General features: G+C 71.4%; 18 protein-coding genes and 2 pseudogenes. 18 read left to right on the top strand and 2 right to left on the bottom strand.

Annotated elements, in window-relative coordinates; translation table 11 throughout:
• Nucleotides 1-173: 173 nt before the first annotated feature.
• The 4 genes and pseudogenes from ACFVYF_RS18475 (at nucleotide 174) to ACFVYF_RS18460 (ending at nucleotide 5,113) form a co-directional block, all read left to right on the top strand.
• Nucleotides 174-1,973 (top strand): CocE/NonD family hydrolase, encoded by a 1,800-nt coding sequence (locus tag ACFVYF_RS18475; RefSeq protein WP_389456794.1) that lies wholly within the window; start codon nucleotides 174-176, stop codon nucleotides 1,971-1,973.
• 141 nt (nucleotides 1,974-2,114) lie between these two features.
• A complete protein-coding gene (locus ACFVYF_RS18470; protein ID WP_389456496.1) occupies nucleotides 2,115-2,360 on the top strand; it encodes a DUF1049 domain-containing protein in 246 nt (81 codons plus the stop codon).
• A gap of 32 nt (nucleotides 2,361-2,392) precedes the next feature.
• Nucleotides 2,393-2,962 (top strand): GNAT family N-acetyltransferase, encoded by a 570-nt coding sequence (locus tag ACFVYF_RS18465; protein WP_389456494.1) that lies wholly within the window; start codon nucleotides 2,393-2,395, stop codon nucleotides 2,960-2,962.
• A 178-nt stretch (nucleotides 2,963-3,140) separates the two neighbouring features.
• Nucleotides 3,141-5,113: pseudogene (locus ACFVYF_RS18460) on the top strand (DUF5107 domain-containing protein).
• Nucleotides 5,114-5,181: 68 nt separating this feature from the next.
• On the opposite strand, the gene ACFVYF_RS18455 reads toward ACFVYF_RS18460, so the two are convergent.
• On the bottom strand, nucleotides 5,182-5,544 hold the full coding sequence (locus ACFVYF_RS18455) for a VOC family protein (RefSeq protein ID WP_389456492.1): 363 nt from the start codon (nucleotides 5,542-5,544) through the stop codon (nucleotides 5,182-5,184).
• Nucleotides 5,545-5,753: 209 nt separating this feature from the next.
• Between ACFVYF_RS18455 and ACFVYF_RS18450 the strand changes: the two genes are divergently transcribed.
• Nucleotides 5,754-6,287 (top strand): phage holin family protein, encoded by a 534-nt coding sequence (locus tag ACFVYF_RS18450; protein WP_389456490.1) that lies wholly within the window; start codon nucleotides 5,754-5,756, stop codon nucleotides 6,285-6,287.
• An 80-nt stretch (nucleotides 6,288-6,367) separates the two neighbouring features.
• Here ACFVYF_RS18450 and ACFVYF_RS18445 read toward each other — a convergent pair whose 3' ends face one another.
• Entirely contained in the window at nucleotides 6,368-7,333 is a 966-nt protein-coding gene (locus ACFVYF_RS18445) for an LLM class F420-dependent oxidoreductase (RefSeq protein ID WP_389456488.1), read from the bottom strand.
• Nucleotides 7,334-7,506: 173 nt separating this feature from the next.
• On the opposite strand from ACFVYF_RS18445, the pseudogene ACFVYF_RS18440 reads away from it, so the two are divergent.
• The 13 genes and pseudogenes from ACFVYF_RS18440 to ACFVYF_RS18380 all read left to right on the top strand — a co-directional run.
• Nucleotides 7,507-7,729, top strand: a pseudogene (locus ACFVYF_RS18440) (NAD(P)/FAD-dependent oxidoreductase); the annotation flags it as partial.
• Nucleotides 7,730-7,796: 67 nt separating this feature from the next.
• Complete coding sequence (locus tag ACFVYF_RS18435) at nucleotides 7,797-9,644, top strand: transketolase (protein WP_389456486.1); 1,848 nt, start codon at nucleotides 7,797-7,799, stop codon at nucleotides 9,642-9,644.
• Between the two features lie 135 nt (nucleotides 9,645-9,779).
• On the top strand, nucleotides 9,780-10,700 hold the full coding sequence (ligD, locus tag ACFVYF_RS18430) for a non-homologous end-joining DNA ligase (protein ID WP_389456485.1): 921 nt from the start codon (nucleotides 9,780-9,782) through the stop codon (nucleotides 10,698-10,700).
• A 60-nt stretch (nucleotides 10,701-10,760) separates the two neighbouring features.
• A complete protein-coding gene (locus tag ACFVYF_RS18425) occupies nucleotides 10,761-11,126 on the top strand; it encodes a gas vesicle protein (RefSeq protein ID WP_389456792.1) in 366 nt (121 codons plus the stop codon).
• Nucleotides 11,127-11,174: 48 nt separating this feature from the next.
• Nucleotides 11,175-11,612 carry a gas vesicle structural protein GvpA gene (locus tag ACFVYF_RS18420; RefSeq protein ID WP_389456483.1) on the top strand — a complete coding sequence of 146 codons (438 nt, stop codon included), beginning with the start codon at nucleotides 11,175-11,177 and terminating at the stop codon, nucleotides 11,610-11,612.
• Nucleotides 11,609-12,379 carry a GvpL/GvpF family gas vesicle protein gene (locus ACFVYF_RS18415; RefSeq protein ID WP_389456481.1) on the top strand — a complete coding sequence of 257 codons (771 nt, stop codon included), beginning with the start codon at nucleotides 11,609-11,611 and terminating at the stop codon, nucleotides 12,377-12,379. Before ACFVYF_RS18420 ends, ACFVYF_RS18415 begins: the two co-directional genes overlap by 4 nt.
• A 3-nt stretch (nucleotides 12,380-12,382) precedes the next feature.
• On the top strand, nucleotides 12,383-12,646 hold the full coding sequence (locus ACFVYF_RS18410; protein WP_389456479.1) for a gas vesicle protein GvpG: 264 nt from the start codon (nucleotides 12,383-12,385) through the stop codon (nucleotides 12,644-12,646).
• Nucleotides 12,643-13,365 (top strand): DNA primase, encoded by a 723-nt coding sequence (locus ACFVYF_RS18405; RefSeq protein WP_389456477.1) that lies wholly within the window; start codon nucleotides 12,643-12,645, stop codon nucleotides 13,363-13,365. Before ACFVYF_RS18410 ends, ACFVYF_RS18405 begins: the two co-directional genes overlap by 4 nt.
• Nucleotides 13,358-14,464 carry an SRPBCC family protein gene (locus ACFVYF_RS18400; protein WP_389456476.1) on the top strand — a complete coding sequence of 369 codons (1,107 nt, stop codon included), beginning with the start codon at nucleotides 13,358-13,360 and terminating at the stop codon, nucleotides 14,462-14,464. Before ACFVYF_RS18405 ends, ACFVYF_RS18400 begins: the two co-directional genes overlap by 8 nt.
• On the top strand, nucleotides 14,461-14,826 hold the full coding sequence (locus ACFVYF_RS18395) for a gas vesicle protein (protein ID WP_389456474.1): 366 nt from the start codon (nucleotides 14,461-14,463) through the stop codon (nucleotides 14,824-14,826). The genes ACFVYF_RS18400 and ACFVYF_RS18395 overlap by 4 nt, the downstream gene beginning before the upstream one ends.
• Entirely contained in the window at nucleotides 14,823-15,614 is a 792-nt protein-coding gene (locus ACFVYF_RS18390; RefSeq protein WP_389456473.1) for a GvpL/GvpF family gas vesicle protein, read from the top strand. Before ACFVYF_RS18395 ends, ACFVYF_RS18390 begins: the two co-directional genes overlap by 4 nt.
• Complete coding sequence (locus ACFVYF_RS18385; protein ID WP_389456471.1) at nucleotides 15,611-15,799, top strand: gas vesicle protein; 189 nt, start codon at nucleotides 15,611-15,613, stop codon at nucleotides 15,797-15,799. Before ACFVYF_RS18390 ends, ACFVYF_RS18385 begins: the two co-directional genes overlap by 4 nt.
• Entirely contained in the window at nucleotides 15,796-16,107 is a 312-nt protein-coding gene (locus tag ACFVYF_RS18380; protein WP_389456469.1) for a gas vesicle protein K, read from the top strand. The genes ACFVYF_RS18385 and ACFVYF_RS18380 overlap by 4 nt, the downstream gene beginning before the upstream one ends.
• Nucleotides 16,108-16,119: the final 12 nt, after the last annotated feature.

Raw genomic sequence — 16,119 nt, 5'->3', positions numbered from 1 at the left:
GCAGCCCGGAACACGACGAGGGCGCCCCGGGGGCGGCCCAAGGGCGAGACAGGGCATGTTCGCTGAGGGTCCGTCAGGAAACCCGCGACACGGAGATTGACCCGCGTCTGGACACGCGTCACAACGCGATTACCATCCGCTACATAACGGTCGGTATCCGGGTGGTCCTCAGTGTGGAGGTCTTCGTGTCCCGTCGCTCTCGTGTGCGCAGATGCCGTGCCCCGCTCGCTCTCTTCCTCGGCGCCGCGCTCACGGCGCCGCTCGCGCTCGCCGCGCCCGCCGCGGCGACCGGGCCGTACAGCGTCACGCCGCTGAAGTTGACGGTCCGGATCGGCGGCCGCGCCTGCACGATCGACGCCGATTTGTACCGCCCGGCCGGCGCGGACCGTACCCACACCGCCCCCGCCGTGCTCACCACCAACGGCTTCGGCGGCAGCAAGTCGGACGGTTCGACGGACGCGACCGCCAAGGCGTTCGCGGCCCGCGGCTATGTCGGGCTCGCCTACTCGGGGCTCGGGTCGGGGCGATCGGGATGTCTGATCTCCCTCGACGACCCGAGGATCGACGGGGCGGCCGCGTCGGGGCTCATCGACTTCCTGGCGGGCCGCCGCGCCGCCGACGACGGCACGAAGGCCGACTTCGTCACCCTGGACGGCACGGGCGACCCCCGGGTCGGGATGATCGGCGGGTCCTACGGCGGTGCCGTGCAGCTGGCGACGGCCGCCGTGGACCACCGGGTCGACGCGCTGGTCCCGCTGATCACCTGGAACGACCTGGCGTACTCGCTGGACCCGAACAGCGCCGCCGGTGCCGGCGCGGTGCCCGGCGCCTTCAAGTGGCAGTGGAGCAACGGCTTCTACCTGCTGGGCGAGGGCCAGCCCCTGCTCGAGCCGAACCTGGACCCCTCCCGGATCAACTCGCTCACCTGCCTCCACTTCGTGAGCGAGGCCTGCGCGACCGTGCGGACGCTCAACTCGGGGAGCTACCCGGCCGACCGCACCGGGCCGCTGCTCGACTACGCGCACAGCGTGTCCCCGGTGTCGTACCTGCCGAACGTGCAGGCGCCGACCCTGCTGGTCCAGGGCCAGGCCGACACCCTCTTCAATCTCAACGAGGCGACGGCGACGTACAAGACGCTCAAGGCGCAGGGCACCACCGCGAAGATGATCTGGCAGTCCTGGGGACACAGCGGCGGGCTCACCGACCCGGCGAGCGGTGAACTCAATCTCAGCCAGGGCAACTTGGAGACGAGCTACGTCGGCAAGCGGATCCTCGCCTGGTTCGACCGCTATCTGCACGGGGACACGGGCGTGGACACCGGGCCCGCGTTCGCGTACTACCGCGACTGGATCACCGACCCGGACAGCACCTACGCCACCGCCTCACAAGTGCCCGCGCTCAGCCGCACGCTGTACCTCTCCGGCGACGGCAAGCTCGTCGACGACCGGAAGAAGGTCTCCACGGGCAGCCGCGGGTACCGCAACCGGCTGGTCCCCACCAGCCACTCCGAGAGCTCCCTCGCCGGGCTGATCGGCCTGCCCGACCCGGCGCCGTACGACACGGCGGGCACGTATCTCGCCTGGACGAGCGAATCGCTGACGGCGCCCGTGGAGGTCGTCGGCGCGCCCGAGGTGACCCTCGAGGTCGGTTCGCGCGCGGCCGAGCGGGTGCAGCACTCCGGGAACGCGGCGGACAAGCTGGTCCTCTTCGCCAAGCTCTACGACGTGGCGCCCGACGGGACGAGGACACTGGTCCACCGGCTGGTGGCACCGGTGCGGGTGCCGGACGTGACGAAGCCGTTCACCGTGTCCCTGCCCGGGATCGTGCACCGGTACGAGGTGGGGCACCGGCTGCGGTTCGTCGTGGCGGCGAGCGACGACGCGTACTTCGGGAACAGGGGAGTGAAGCCGGTGACCGTCAGCAGCACGTCCGAGGACACCGGGGTTCTGCGGCTGCCGGTCGTCGGGTCCTGAGTCCCGAGGCGCCGGGCCGTCGTCCGTCCTCGCGGGCCCTGCGGGTGGGTCGTGCGGGGTGGGTCACCCGTACGGCCCCGGGGCCCACCCGGAGGCACTCCTCGCCGCGCGTGCTCCCGGCCCGGCCACCATGCTGGGCGCATGAGCCCGAAGACCTCCGAAAGCTCCGGCGGTGGCGGGAGCGGCCATGGCGGGGCGCTGACGACCGGCAGGGTCAGTGTCGTCGCGCTGGCCGTCCTCGCCCTGATCTTCGTCTTCGAGAACACCCGAAGCACCAGGATCCGGCTGCTGATCCCGGAGGTGACCATGCCGCTGTGGATGGCACTCCTCGGCACCGGGCTGATCGGCGGGCTCTGCGGGGCGTATCTCGTCAGGCGCCGGAGCTGAGGGTGCGTACGCCTGTTCGCTACTGTGGCGGGATGCCTGAGAAAGCCCCTCACCTCGCCGAAGGCGCCCTCGTGGGCATACGGCACTGCACCCTGGAAGACGGCGCCGAGTTCACCGCGCGGGTACGCGAGAGCAAGGACCTGCACCACCCGTGGCTCTTCCCGCCCACCGGCACCGACGCCTACGCGGCCTACGCCCAGCGGCTCATCGGGGATCCGACGAAGGCCGGATTCCTGGTCTGCGAGCGGGAGAACGGTGCCATCGCCGGGTTCATCAACATCAACAACATCGTCGAGGGCGGCTTCCTCAGCGGGGCCCTGGGCTACGGGGCGTTCGCGCACGCCGCCGGCCGGGGCCTGATGAGCGAGGGGCTCGCTCTCGTCGTCGCGCACGCTTTCGGTCCCATGGGCCTGCACCGGCTGGAGATCAACGTGCAGCCCGGGAACGCCGCGTCCATCGCGCTCGCCCGCCGCTGCGGCTTCCGGCGCGAGGGGTTCTCGCCCGACTTCCTGCACATCGACGGCGCCTGGCGGGACCACGAACGGTGGGCGATCACCGCGGAGATGACCCGGGACGGCGCGGCGGCGGACTCTTCCCGGTGATCCTCGCGTTCGGCGCGGATGCTGCGCATGCGGAAGCGGAACATGCTGACGCCTTCGCGGCCCCTTGACCACGCCGGTGATCAGGCGGGCGGCCGGGGCCACGGCCCGGCCCTTTGCGCAATCCTGACCGGATCCTGACGAGCGGACACCCTGGCCAGCTCCTCCGTCTCGCTGTTCCATGGTCATCGTGACGACGATCCGACGTGAGGTACTGACCCTGCCGGCCGCGGAGTTGGGCCCGAGCAACCCGCTGCCACCGCTGCGCCCGCTCGACGAGGTGCACCGAGTCGACGAGCGCGACCGCGCGGGCCTGCCCCGCGACATGGCCCGGCAGATCGGCTACGAGCCCTTGCACAGCGTCCTGCCCGAGCGCATCCGGGACGGCTACGGCAGAGCGCGGACGCCCCGCGGGATCGACACGATCGTGATCGAGAACGACCGGCTGCGGGCCGTCGTACTGCCCGGTCTCGGCGGCCGGGTCGCCTCGCTCCTCCACAAGCCGTCCCACCGGGAACTCCTGTACCGCAACCCGGTGTTGCAGCCCGCCTGCTTCGCGCTCAACGGCGCCTGGTTCTCCGGCGGCATCGAGTGGAACATCGGGGCGACGGGCCACACGACCCTGTCCTGCTCACCCGTGCACGCCGCCCGGGTCAACGACCCGACGGCGGCGAGATGCTGCGCCTGTGGGAGTGGGAGCGGCTGCGCGACCTGCCCTTCCAGGTCGACCTGTGGCTGCCGGAGGACTCCGACTTCCTGTACGTCGGCGTACGCGTCCGCAATCCGCACGAGAAGCCCGCCCCGGCCTACTGGTGGTCCAACATCGCGGTGCCCGAGGAGCGCCGCGTCCTCGCCCCGGCCGAGGAGGCCTGGCACTTCGGGTACGAGCGTCGACTGCGCCGGGTGCCGGTGCCGGAGTACGACGGCGTCGACCGCACGTACCCGCTCAACAGCACCTACCCTGCCGACTACTTCTACGAGGTGCCCGACGGGCAGCGGCGCTGGATCGCCGCCCTGGACGACGAGGGCCACGGACTCGTGCAGACGTCGACCGATGCCCTGCGCGGGCGCAAGCTCTTCGTCTGGGGCTCCGGTCCCGGCGGGCGCCGCTGGCAGGAGTGGCTGACCGAGCCCGGTACCGGCGGCTACTGCGAGATCCAGGCCGGGCTCGCCCGGACCCAGCTGGAGCACGTACGGCTCGACGCGGAGAGCGAGGTGTCCTGGCTGGAGGCGTACGGCCCGTTGAGCGCCGACGCCGGGACCGTTCACGGGGCGGACTGGGGCGCGGCACGGGCCGAGACGGAGGCGCGTCTGCAGGAGGCCCTGCCGCGCGCCGACGTGGACGCCGCGTACGCGGCCTGGCTGCCGTACGCCGACGCCGAACCGGGCGAGGTGCTGGCCGCCGGCTCCGGCTGGGGAGCGCTCGAAGTGCTGCGTGCCTCCTTCAAGGTGCCCGGCACGCCCTTCGACGAGAGCACGCTGGGGGAAGCGCAGGCCCCCTGGGTGGAACTCCTGCGGTCCGGCACCTTCCCCGAGCGGCGCCGGGTCGGGCCGCCCGGCGAGACACTCGTCGCGCGCCACTGGCGGGACATGCTCGAGACGGCGCCCGCGCAGCCGCTCACCGAATACCACCTCGGGGTGGCCCAGTGGCACGCGGGCGACCGGGCCCAGGCGGTCCGCAGCTGGGAGCGCGCGCTCCAACTCGCCCCGTCGCTGTGGCCGTTGCTGCGCTGTCTCGCCGTCGCGGACCGGGAGTCCGGCCATCACGAACGGGCCGCCGACCGGTACGCCGAGGCGTTCGAGGACCTGTGCCGGGAACGGCGCGACGACGGCGAGGTGTGGACGGCCGTCGTCGCGGCGCTGGGCCACGAGGTACTGGAGGCGCTGCTCGCGGTGCGGCGGGTGCAGGAGGCACGGGCCGTGTGGGAGCGGCTGCTGCCGACCGTCCGCGCGCGGGGGCGCTTTCGGCTGCTCGAGGCGCGGCTGCTCCTGGCCGAGGGGGACGTGGAGGGCGCGCGCGGAGTCTTCGACGCGGGCTTCGAGGTGGCCGATCTGCGGGAGGGCGCGGAGGCGATCGGCGAGTTGTGGGCCCGGGTGACCGATGAGGCGCTGCCGGCCGAGTACGACTTCCGGATGCGGCCGCCGGGTGACTGAGGACGACGAAGCGCACAGGGGCGCCCCCGAGAGCCGAGAGCCGACAGCCGAGAGCCGGGGGCCGTTCCTCAGTCGTCGGAGGTGCCGCCTCTGCGGTCCACGTACTCGTACACCGCGCCGTCCGGGTGCATCGCGATCAGGTTGCGGCCGCCCGGGGTGGCGACCGGGCCCGCCAGCACGTGCGCACCGGAGTCGGTGAGGACCCGGTGGGCCTCGTCGACGTCCTTGACGGCGATGGTGGCGGCGACCTTGCGCAGGACGTCCAGCTCGGCCTCGGGTCCGCTCATCAGCAGGAAGCAGCCGACCGCGGCGACCGAGACACCACCGCGCTCGAAGCGCAGGGCACGGCCGCCCGCCAGCCTTTCGTAGAAGGGGACCGAAGCCTCCAGGTCGTCGACGCAGACACGCAGCGTGGCTCCCAGAATCTCCATGCGGACGAGCCTAGTTGGGACCGGCCCAGGAGGAGATCGTTTCGTACGGAATCCCCTGCCCGGCCCGTTCCGCCGCGAGGTACGTGAGCGCCGCGTGCGTGCCCCGGACGGAGGCGGCCTGTGGTCCGGACGCTCCAACGCGGGCCGGAACGGGGCGGGTTCCGGTGGCCACGGCGTTACCCGGCGCGACGGCCGGGTACCCGGAATGCATGGACCGCATGGAACATCTGGAACATCTGGACAAGGGCCTGGTCGACGAGCTGGCGCAGGTCGCCCGGGAGACCGTGCGCGACGAACTGCGCGAACAGACCCGCAAGCAGCGGCGCACCGCCTCGCTGTACGCGGCATCGGGTGCCATGGCCCTGTACGCGGGCGCCGCGCTGGCACTCGCCCTGGGCCTGGCGCTCGCGCTCGGTCTGCCCGACTGGGCCGCCGCACTGATCACGGCCGGCGTGCTCGGCGCGATCGCCTTCGTGCTGCGGGGCATGGCGCGCCCGTCCTCGTCCCGGCCGACGCCGATCAGCGAGGCCGCTCCGACCGGCCGTGACCGTGTCATCGGCGGCTCCGCCCCCGCCGGGCCCCCGAGCGGCACCGGCATGCCCTACCCGCCCGTGCCGTCCGTCGCACCCGGCGGCCTGACCGGCGTGCCCGGTGCGGGCGACTCGACTCCGGGAGCCGGCGGCAGCCGCGCGCCGCGTCAGGACGACGTGAACCCGGAGGCGCCCCACCCCGGTGAGCGCTGACCGCGACGCTGAGCGGCGACAGCTGTGAGTGGGGCCCCCGCCGACGGCCGGGGCCCCACACGTGTCGTGCAAGCCGGCCCTCACGGGGCGCCCCGCAGAAGCTGCGGCAGCACCTTCGTCCGGTAGAAGTCGAAGAAGCCGCGCTGATCCGGGCCGATCTGGTTGACGTACACATGGTCGAAGCCGGCCTCGGCGAAGGCGCTGAGGGCGGTGACGTGCTCGTCGACGTCGTCCCCGCACACCGTGTTCTCGCCGACCATCTCTTCGGTGATCAGCGGCTCCAGCTGCTCGAAATGGCGCGGGGTCGGCAGGATCTGGCCCATCTCGCCCGGCAGCAGCTGGTTGGACCAGAGCCGGTGGACCGTACGCACCGCCTCGTCCCGGTCCGGGCCGTAACAGACCTTCGTGCCGCCGCTCACCGGCTTGCCGCCCCCGCCGCCCTTGCGGAACTGCTCCACCATCGACTCCTCGGGCGTCATCGTGATGTAGCCGTCGCCGACGCGCGCCGCCAGCGAGGTCGCCGCGGGGCCGAATCCGGAGACGTCGATGGGGACCGGCTCGTCCGGGACCGTGTAGAGGCGGGCGTTCTCCACCGTGTAGTGGGTGCCGTGGTGATTGACCTCCTCGCCGGTGAAGAGGTTCCGCATCACCTGGATCGCCTCCTCCAGCATCTCCAGGCGGATGTTCGCGGGCGGCCAGGCGTCACCGAGGATGTGCTCGTTGAGCGCCTCCCCGCTGCCGAGGCCGAGCCGGAAGCGGCCGTTCGTCATGACGGCGCAGGTCGCCGCGGCCTGTGCCACCACCGCCGGGTGGATCCGGACCGTCGGGCAGGTGACCGCCGTCTGGACCGGCAGGGACACGGCCTCGGAGAGAGCGCCGATCACCGACCACACGAACGGGCTCTGGCCCTGTTCCTCGTTCCACGGGTGGTAGTGGTCCGAGATCCACAGGCGCTGGAAACCCGCCTGCTCGGCCATCCGCGCCTGCTCGACGAGATCCGCGGGACCGAACTCCTCGGTCGACAGGAAATAGCCGTACTCGGCCATAGGGGCACCTCCGCGACAGCGCTGGTCAGGGCAGGGGCCGGGTAACCCTGCCGACAGCGGTGAAACCCGGCCGCCCCGCGGCCCCGGGCGCCGCCCGGCCGCCTCGACGTTTGGCCTCCCTGCCCAGGGGGACGCGGTAAGCCCGTACGAGCGACCATGTCGGAGGCGAACCCGTGGCTCGACCCCGGATCGTGACCGTCGGTGCCGGCTTCGCCGGGTCCCCGCACGCTGTCCCGGCCGATCCGGGACAAGGCGGACATCACGCCGCTCCACCCGGTCGACTACTTTCCGTATCCGCCCCGGCTGCCCCCGGTGGCGGCGGGACTCCTGGAACCGCGCCGGGTCACCGTGTCCCTCACCGGCACCCTGCCGCACGTACGCCTGGCCCCCGGCGAGGAGAAAGCCTCCCCCAGCCCGCCGACGACACCCGCGGCAACCCCGCGGAAGGAGACTCATGAACGCCATGAACACCCGTCAGCTCGCCGAGCTCGGCCAGCAGTTGCGCGTCGACAGCGTGCGCGCGTCCGATGCCGCGGGCTCCGGACACCCCACGTCCTCGATGTCCGCCGCCGACCTGATGGCGGTCCTGCTCGCCCATCACCTGCGCTACGACTTCGACCGCCCCCAGCACCCAGGCAACGACCGCTTCGTGCTCTCCAAGGGACATGCCTCGCCGCTGCTGTACGCCGCGTACAAGGCGGCCGGCGCGATCAGTGACACCGAGCTGCTCACCTTCCGCAAGCTCGGCAGCCGGCTCGAAGGGCACCCCACGCCCCGCAGGCTGCCCTGGGTCGAGACGGCCACCGGGTCCCTCGGACAGGGGCTGCCCGTCGGAGTGGGCATCGCGCTCGCCGGCAAGCGGCTCGACCGCACCGGCTACCGCGTCTGGGTCCTGTGCGGCGACAGCGAACTCGCCGAGGGGTCCGTGTGGGAGGCCGCCGAGCACGCCGGGTACGAGCACCTCGACAACCTGACCGCGATCATCGACGTGAACCGGCTCGGCCAGCGCGGCCCCACCCGGCACGGCCACGACCTGGACGCGTACGCGCGCCGCTTCCAGGCCTTCGGCTGGCACACCGTCGAGGTCGACGGACACGACGTCGACGCCGTCGACCGGGCCTTCGGCGAGGCCGCGTCCACCACCGGGCAGCCGACCGTCATCCTCGCCCGGACCCTCAAGGGCAAGGGCGTCGAGTCCGTCCAGGACCGCGAGGGACTGCACGGCAAGCCGCTGCCGGACGCCGAGGAGGCGATCGCCGAGCTCGGTGGCGTACGCGATCTGCGCGTGGAGGTCCAGCAGCCGCCCGCCGCCCGGATCCTGCACGCCGTACGGGCGGGCCATGTGGAGCTGCCGCGCTACGAGACCGGTGACGAGGTGGCCACCCGCAACGCCTACGGGCAGGCGCTCGCCGCGCTCGGCACGGCACGCGGTCACGTCGTCGCCCTGGACGGCGAGGTGAGCGACTCGACGCGCGCCGAGTTCTTCGCCAAGGAGCACCCGGACCGTTTCTTCGAGTGCTACATCGCCGAGCAGCAGCTGGTCGCGGCCGCGGTCGGCATGGCGGCGCGCGGCTGGGTGCCGTACGTCTCGACGTTCGCCGCGTTCCTCACCCGCGCCCACGACTTCGTGCGCATGGCGTCGGTCAGCGGCGCCGGTATCAACCTCGTCGGCTCGCACGCGGGTGTCTCCATCGGCCAGGACGGGCCCTCGCAGATGGGCCTGGAGGACCTGGCGATGTTCCGGTCGGTGTACGGCTCGACCGTGCTGTACCCGTGCGACGCCAACCAGACGGCGAAGCTCGTCGGTGCCATGGCCGACCTGGAGGGCATCCGCTATCTGCGCACCTCCCGCGGGGAAGCCCCCGTCATCTACAGCCCCACCGAGGAGTTCCCGGTCGGCGGCAGCAAGGTACTGCGCGCCTCCGACGACGACCGGCTGACCGTCGTCGCCGCCGGTGTCACCGTCCACGAGGCGCTGGCCGCCGCGGAGACCCTCGACGCCGAGGGCATCCAGGTACGGGTGATCGACCTCTACTCGGTCAAGCCCGTCGACCGCGACACCCTGCGCGAGGCCGCCGAGCACACCGGCTGTCTGCTCACGGTCGAGGACCACCGGGAGGAGGGCGGCCTCGGTGACGCGGTGCTCGACGCCTTCGTCGACGGCGGCCCCACCCCGCGCCTGGTGCGCCTCGCCGTCCGGTCCATGCCGGGCTCGGCGTCCCCGGAGGAGCAGCTGCACGCCGCGGGCATCGACGCGGAGTCGATCGCGGCGTCGGTGCGGCTGCTGGTGGAACAAGCCGTCGTGCGCTGAACAGCAAGGGCGTGTCCGCGAGTTCCGTCGGTCCGGGGGAGGGCCCTGCGGCGAGAGTGCGTGCCGGGCGCTGCCGGGCAGACGGACCTCTGCGGACACGCCCCAAGGTCCGTCGGCCGTCGGAAGGGGAGCAGGATGAGCAGCGCACGGACGATGCGGGTCGGCCGCCGCAGCGTGGAGGTCCACCGGCCGGAGAAGGTGCTGTTCCCCGGGGAGGGGCGGGCCAAGGAGTACACGAAGGACGACGTCATCGGGTACTACCGGGCCGTCGCGCCCTTCATGATTCCGCATCTGCGGGGGCGGCCGCTGATGCTGGAGCGGCACCCCGACGGGCTCGACGGACCCACGTTCATGCAGAAGAACACCCCGGACCACTACCCCGAGTGGATCCGGCGCGTGGAAGTGCCCAAGGAGGGCGGCACGGTCCTGCACCCCGTCTGCGAGGACGCGGCCACGCTCGTCTACCTCGCCGACCAGGCCTGCCTCACGCTGCACCGCTGGCTGTCCAGGGCGGACCGGATCGACCGGCCCGACCGGCTGGTCTTCGACCTGGACCCGAGTACGGACGACTTCGGCGTGGTGCGGGACGCCGCCGTGTTCCTCGGTGAGCTGCTGGACGAGCTGAAGCTCCCCTCCGCGCTGATGACGACCGGCTCGCGGGGGCTGCACGTCGTGGTGCCCCTCAACGGCCACCACGACTTCGACGAGGTGCGCGCGTTCGCCAAGGACGTCGCCGACGCCGTCGCCGACGCCCACCCCGACCGGTTCACCACCGCTGCCCGCAAGAAGGACCGCGGCGACCGGCTCTACCTCGACATCCAGCGCAACGCCTACGCGCAGACCGCCGTGGCTCCCTTCAGCGTCCGCGCCCTGCCCGGGGCGCCCGTCGCCGTACCCATCTCCTGGGGCCAGCTCGACGACTCGCGCCTGCATGCACGCCGCTGGACGATCGCCGACGCCGTCGACCAGGCCCGCACCAATCCCTGGGCCGGCCTGCTGAGCCACGGCCGCGCACTGGGCCCGGCCAGGCGCCGGCTCGACGCCCTGCGTGGCTGAGAGTCGCGATCCTTAAGGTTTGGCCAACGCGCGAGCGAGCACCCGGTGTTCGAGGTGGCCATGTCGAACACATCGAACACATCCAAATCACAGAATTCACAGAACTCTTCCCGGAGCGGCAGCAACAACAAGCAAGCAGGCGAGTCGGACGGCCAGTTGAGACCCATGGAGGTGCTGCGCCACGCGCGCGCCCAACTGGCCGAGCTCACCGGCGCGGAGGCCGAATCGGTGTCGTCGTTCGAACGCACCGAGGATGGCTGGTCCCTGGAGGTCGAGGTGCTGGAAATGGCCAAGATCCCGGACACGATGAGCCTGCTGGCGACTTACCAGGTGGAACTCGACCAGGACGGCGAGCTCACCGGTTACCGCCGAATCCGCCGCTACGAACGGGGGAGGGCCGAGACACGCAGGCCCGGCGGCCGATAGACCGACCGCACCCCGTGCAGACACCCACAGACAAGGAGGACCCTCGGTATGACCGTAGTCCCGGCACAGCAATCAGGCGGATCGGGCGGAACCAGTGGCCTGTACGACGTCCTGGAGCTCGTCCTCGACCGAGGAATCGTCATCGACGCGTTCGTGCGGGTCTCCCTCGTCGGCATCGAGATCCTGAAGATCGACGTCCGTGTCGTCATCGCCAGCGTCGACACCTATCTGCGTTTCGCCGAGGCGTGCAACCGCCTCGACCTGGAGGCCGGCCCGCACAAGAACCCGGGGCTGCCCGACCTGATGGGCGAGCTCACCGAGTCCGGTGCGCGCGGCAAGTCCAAGGGGGCGCTGTCCGGCGCCGCCGAGACCATCTCCGACGCGTTCAAGCAGGCCCGCGACGATGGCCAGGAGGAGTCCCGGTCCACCTCGCGGCCGCGCACCCGGAAGACCGCGGCTTCGCGCCGTAAGGAGGAGAGCGAGTGAGTACGTACGTCTACGGCATCACCGAGAGCTCGCACACGTCGCTCCCCGAGGGCATGAACGGCGTCGGTGAACCCGCCCGTCCCGTGCGGATCCTCAAGGAGGGCGAACTGGCGGCCATCGTCAGCGACGCCCCCGAGGGGCTGCGCCCCAAGCGCAGGGACCTGCTCGCCCACCAGAACGTACTGGGCGAGGCGGGCGGCGGCGGCTCCGTGCTGCCCATGCGCTTCGGCAGCGTCGCGGCCGACGACGAATCCGTCCTCGGGGTGCTCGCCGAGCGGGCGGAGCACTACCAGGAGCGGCTCAGGGCACTGGCCGGCAAGGTCGAGTACAACATCAAGGCCAGCCACGACGAAGAGGCCGTGCTGCACCGGGTGATGAGCGAGAACCCGGAGATACGGGCCTACACCGAGGCGAACCGGCAGGCCGGCGGCGGCAGCCACGAGGACAAGATGCGCCTCGGTGAGATGGTCGTGGCCGCGCTGCAGGCCCGTGAGGCCGAGGACGCGGCGGGCATCCAGCGCACGCTGGAGCCGGTCGCGGACGCCGTCAGCGCGGGGCCCGAGTCGACCGGCTGGCTGGCCAACCTGTCGTTCCTGGTGGAGCGCAAGTCGGCCGACGTGTTCCTCACCGCCGTCGAGCAGATCCGCACCGGGCAGCCGCACCTCGAGCTGCGCGTCAACGGACCGCTGCCGCCCTACAGCTTCGTCGAGCCCGGCCCCGCCGAGCACGCGGACACCCTGACGGGTGCGGAGACGGGCGGCGAGTAGCCCATGGGCCTGATCGGCGAGGTGCTGATGCTGCCGTTCGCCCCGGTGCGCGGCAGCCTCTGGGCGGTGAGACAGGTGGTGACCGAGGCCGAGCGCCAGTACTACGACCCGGCAGCGATCCGCGCCGAACTCGCCCAGCTGGAGAAGCGGCTGGAGGCGGGAGAGATCGACGACGAGGAGTTCGACCGACTCGAGGACGAACTGCTCGACCGGCTGGAAATCGGCCTGCGCCCACGCGCGGGGACGGACAACGGGACCATACGATGAATCGACTAGGACTGGGCCTCGCGGTAGGGGCCGGGTACTTCCTCGGACGTACCAAGAAAATGAAGCTGGCCTTCGCGGTCGGCACCATGGTGGCCGGGAAGCGGCTGCATCTCAGCCCGCGGGGCCTGGCGGACCTGGTCTCTCAGCAACTGCAGAACAACCCGCAGTTCAAGGAGATCGGGGACCAGCTGCGCCAGGACCTGCGGGGTGTCGGAAAGGCCGCCTCCGGCGCGCTGGTCGAGCGGCAGATCGAGGGTCTCGCCGACCGGCTGCACGGACGGACCGCGGAGGTGCGGGACCAGCTCGCCGGGGTCGTCCCCGACGTACCCGGCCTGGACCAGGACGACGACGAGGGCCACGAGGACGACGCGGAAGCCGCCGAGTACGACGACGGTGACGAGCCGGACGACGAGTACGACGAGCCGGACGACCGCGACGACGACGAGGCCCCCGAGCCGGAGTCCGCCGAGGAGCGGCCCGAGCCGCGCCGGCGGAAGAAGGCTCCCGCGAAGAAGGCCCCGGCCAAGAAGACGGCGCAGAAGCAGGGTTCCGCCAAGAAGGCGGTGGCCCGCAAGGCGCCGGCGAAGAAGACGGCGGCCAAGAAGACGGCGTCGAGTACGGCCAAGAAGGCTCCCGCGAAGAAGACGGCCGCGGCGAAGTCCGCCACGCGCCGTCCGGCGCGGAGCCGCCAGTCGGAGGGAGGCGGCAACGATGACTGACACCCTCGGATCCGCGACGAAGCGTGCGAAGGACAACCCGGTCACCGGCCTCGTGCAGAGCGAGGCGGCCGACCGGCTGAAGTCGGAGGTCCAGGAGTATCTGGCCGCCCAGGCCCAGCGGCTGCTGGTCGGGGTCGGGACAAAGCTCGGCGAGACGACCGGCAAGCTCAACGACATCGCCGAGGGCAACAGTCCCGGCTTCGCCAAGCTCGCCCTCGACGGCGGCCGCAAACTCGCCGAGGGCAAGGGGCCGTTGCGGTCCGCGGTGGAACTGGGCGCGGGCCGGGCCAAGGACGGCGTGGTCGGCGCCTTCAAGAACCTGGTCGGCGGCAAGGGCCGCAAGAAGGGCGGCGCGGGCAAGAAGCCCACGGTCATCATGGAGTTCATCGACGTCGGCGTGCCGCTGCGCACCGCCTACGACCAGTGGACCCAGTACCAGGACTTCAGCACCTTCGCGAAGGGCGTCAAGAGCGCGAACCGCGCCGACGACACCACCTCCGACTGGCAGATGAAGATCTTCTGGTCCAACCGGAGCTGGAAGGCGCACACCACCGAGCAGGTGGCGGACGACCGGATCTCCTGGACGTCGGAGGGCGCCAAGGGCTCCTCGAAGGGCGTCGTCTCCTTCCACGAGCTGGCGGAGAACCTCACGCGCGTCCTGCTGGTCCTCGAGTACTACCCCAAGGGGCTCTTCGAGAAGACCGGCAACATCTGGCGCGCCCAGGGCCGCCGGGCGCGGCTCGACCTGAAGAACTTCGCCCGGTTCATCACGATCAAGGGCGAGGCGGACGACGGCTGGCGCGGCGAGATCCGCGACGGCGAGGTCGTGCGCAGCCACGAGGACGCCCTCGAGGAGGAGCAGGACGAGGCCTCGGCCGAGGACGGCGTCGAGGACGAGTACGAGGAAGAGCCCGACGAGGAGACCGCGGAGGCGGAAGCCGCCGACGAGATCCCGGAGGACGAGCCGGAGGACTCCTACGAGGACGAGGAGGAGGACGGCGAGTACATTGAGGAGGACGAGCCGGCCGCCTACGACGAGGGCGAAGAAGAGTACGAGGACGAGTCCGCCGAGCCGGCCGCGAGCGGGAGTCGCCGATGACGACGCCCGGTCGCATCCCTGAGCCGTACGGACAGGGCGGCGGCGCGAACCTCGCCGACATCCTGGAGCGGGTGCTCGACAAGGGCATCGTGATCGCGGGAGACATCCGGATCAATCTGCTCGACATCGAGCTCCTCACGATCAAGCTGCGGCTCATCGTCGCCTCCGTCGACAAGGCGAAGGAGATGGGGATCGACTGGTGGGAGGACGATCCGGCCTTGTCCTCCCGCGCGCACCGCAATGAACTGGCCCGTGAGAACGCCGAGTTGCGTGCCCATCTCGCGGAACTGGAGCAATCGGGGCGCGGTCGCGCCGGCGAGGAAGAGCTGGAGCGCGGCCGCAGCGAGAAGGAGGCCCCATGACCGGGCTGCGGTACGTCTACGCCGTCTGCCGGCCCTTCGGCGCGGCCCTGCAGACCGATGTGACGGGCGTCGCGGGCGCGCCGCCCGGCCTGTTGGAGCACCACGGGCTGATCGCCGTCGTCAGTACGGTGCCGGAGAGCGACTTCGCCGAGGAGCCGCTGCGGCACCATCTGGAGGACCTGGACTGGCTCAGCGAGACCGCTCGGGCCCACCAGAGTGTGATCGACGCGCTCACCGCGGTCACCACCCCGCTGCCGCTGCGGCTCGCCACCGTGTTCCGGGACGACAGCGGTCTGCGCACCATGATGGAGGAGCGCGAGGACGCGTTCCGGCGCACGCTCGACCGGCTCGACGGCCGGGTCGAGTGGGGTGTCAAGGTCTATGCCGAGACGGAGAGCACGGAGGCGTCCCAGGCGCCGGCGAAAGCCGCGACGGGCCGGGACTATCTGCGCCAGCGCCGAATGAAGGCACGGGCGCACGAGGAAATGTGGGAAAGCGCCGAGAAGTTCGCGCGCCGCTTGCACGGAACTCTTTCCGGACACGCGGAGGACGCCCGGCTCCATGCGCCCCAGAATTCCGCGCTTTCCCGTGAATCGGGCCGCAACGTGCTCAACGCGGCCTATCTGGTGCCGCGTTCCGAGTCGGAGGCTTTTGTGGAACTGGTGGACCGTACGAAGGACGAGGAGGCGGGCCTGCGGGTGGAACTCACCGGGCCGTGGGCCGCGTACTCGTTCGCCGGTCTGGAGGAGGCCGACGCGGACGGCGCGGCGGGGGAGTCGGGGCTGTGACCGTCGTGGAACGCCGGGAGGTGGCCCTCGTCGACCTGCTCGACCGGCTGCTCGCGGGCGGCGTCGTCATCACCGGCGACCTCACGCTGCGGATCGCGGACGTCGACCTCGTACGGATCGATCTGAACGCGCTCATCAGCTCGGTGAACGAGCAAGTCCCCTCGCCCTTTCAGGAGTCGCCGTGACCGGCAAGACCACCGAGTCCGGAAGGACGGCCGGGAAGAACCGGCTGGAGCTCGAACCGGACACCGTCGAGCGCGACCTGGTCAAGCTCGTCCTGACCGTGGTGGAGCTGCTGCGTCAGCTCATGGAGCGGCAGGCCGTGCGGCGCTTCGACACCGGGGAGCTGAGCGAGGACCAGGAGGAGCGCATCGGCCTCACGCTGATGCTGCTCGACGACCGGATGACGGAGCTGCGCGAGCGGTACGGACTGCGGCCCGAGGACCTGAATCTGGACCTCGGGCCGCTGGGACCGCTGCTCCCCAGGGAATGAAGCCCAGGGGAT

The organism is Streptomyces sp. NPDC058274, from assembly GCF_042881375.1.
Taxonomy (GTDB): domain Bacteria; phylum Actinomycetota; class Actinomycetes; order Streptomycetales; family Streptomycetaceae; genus Streptomyces.
The sequence above is the reverse complement of the archived record's forward strand: the minus strand, read 5'-3'. Positions and strand labels throughout refer to the sequence as shown.

Excerpts from the sequence above, each read along its gene's own strand:
- ACFVYF_RS18470 (WP_389456496.1), top strand. The coding sequence starts at position 2,115 with ATGAGCCCGAAGACCTCCGAAAGCTCCGGCGGTGGCGGGAGCGGCCAT.
- ACFVYF_RS18465 (WP_389456494.1), top strand. The coding sequence starts at position 2,393 with ATGCCTGAGAAAGCCCCTCACCTCGCCGAAGGCGCCCTCGTGGGCATA.
- ACFVYF_RS18455 (WP_389456492.1), bottom strand. The coding sequence starts at position 5,544 with ATGGAGATTCTGGGAGCCACGCTGCGTGTCTGCGTCGACGACCTGGAG.
- ACFVYF_RS18450 (WP_389456490.1), top strand. The coding sequence starts at position 5,754 with ATGGACCGCATGGAACATCTGGAACATCTGGACAAGGGCCTGGTCGAC.
- ACFVYF_RS18445 (WP_389456488.1), bottom strand. The coding sequence starts at position 7,333 with ATGGCCGAGTACGGCTATTTCCTGTCGACCGAGGAGTTCGGTCCCGCG.
- ACFVYF_RS18435 (WP_389456486.1), top strand. The coding sequence starts at position 7,797 with ATGAACACCCGTCAGCTCGCCGAGCTCGGCCAGCAGTTGCGCGTCGAC.
- ligD (WP_389456485.1), top strand. The coding sequence starts at position 9,780 with ATGAGCAGCGCACGGACGATGCGGGTCGGCCGCCGCAGCGTGGAGGTC.
- ACFVYF_RS18425 (WP_389456792.1), top strand. The coding sequence starts at position 10,761 with ATGTCGAACACATCGAACACATCCAAATCACAGAATTCACAGAACTCT.
- ACFVYF_RS18420 (WP_389456483.1), top strand. The coding sequence starts at position 11,175 with ATGACCGTAGTCCCGGCACAGCAATCAGGCGGATCGGGCGGAACCAGT.
- ACFVYF_RS18410 (WP_389456479.1), top strand. The coding sequence starts at position 12,383 with ATGGGCCTGATCGGCGAGGTGCTGATGCTGCCGTTCGCCCCGGTGCGC.
- ACFVYF_RS18405 (WP_389456477.1), top strand. The coding sequence starts at position 12,643 with ATGAATCGACTAGGACTGGGCCTCGCGGTAGGGGCCGGGTACTTCCTC.
- ACFVYF_RS18400 (WP_389456476.1), top strand. The coding sequence starts at position 13,358 with ATGACTGACACCCTCGGATCCGCGACGAAGCGTGCGAAGGACAACCCG.
- ACFVYF_RS18395 (WP_389456474.1), top strand. The coding sequence starts at position 14,461 with ATGACGACGCCCGGTCGCATCCCTGAGCCGTACGGACAGGGCGGCGGC.
- ACFVYF_RS18390 (WP_389456473.1), top strand. The coding sequence starts at position 14,823 with ATGACCGGGCTGCGGTACGTCTACGCCGTCTGCCGGCCCTTCGGCGCG.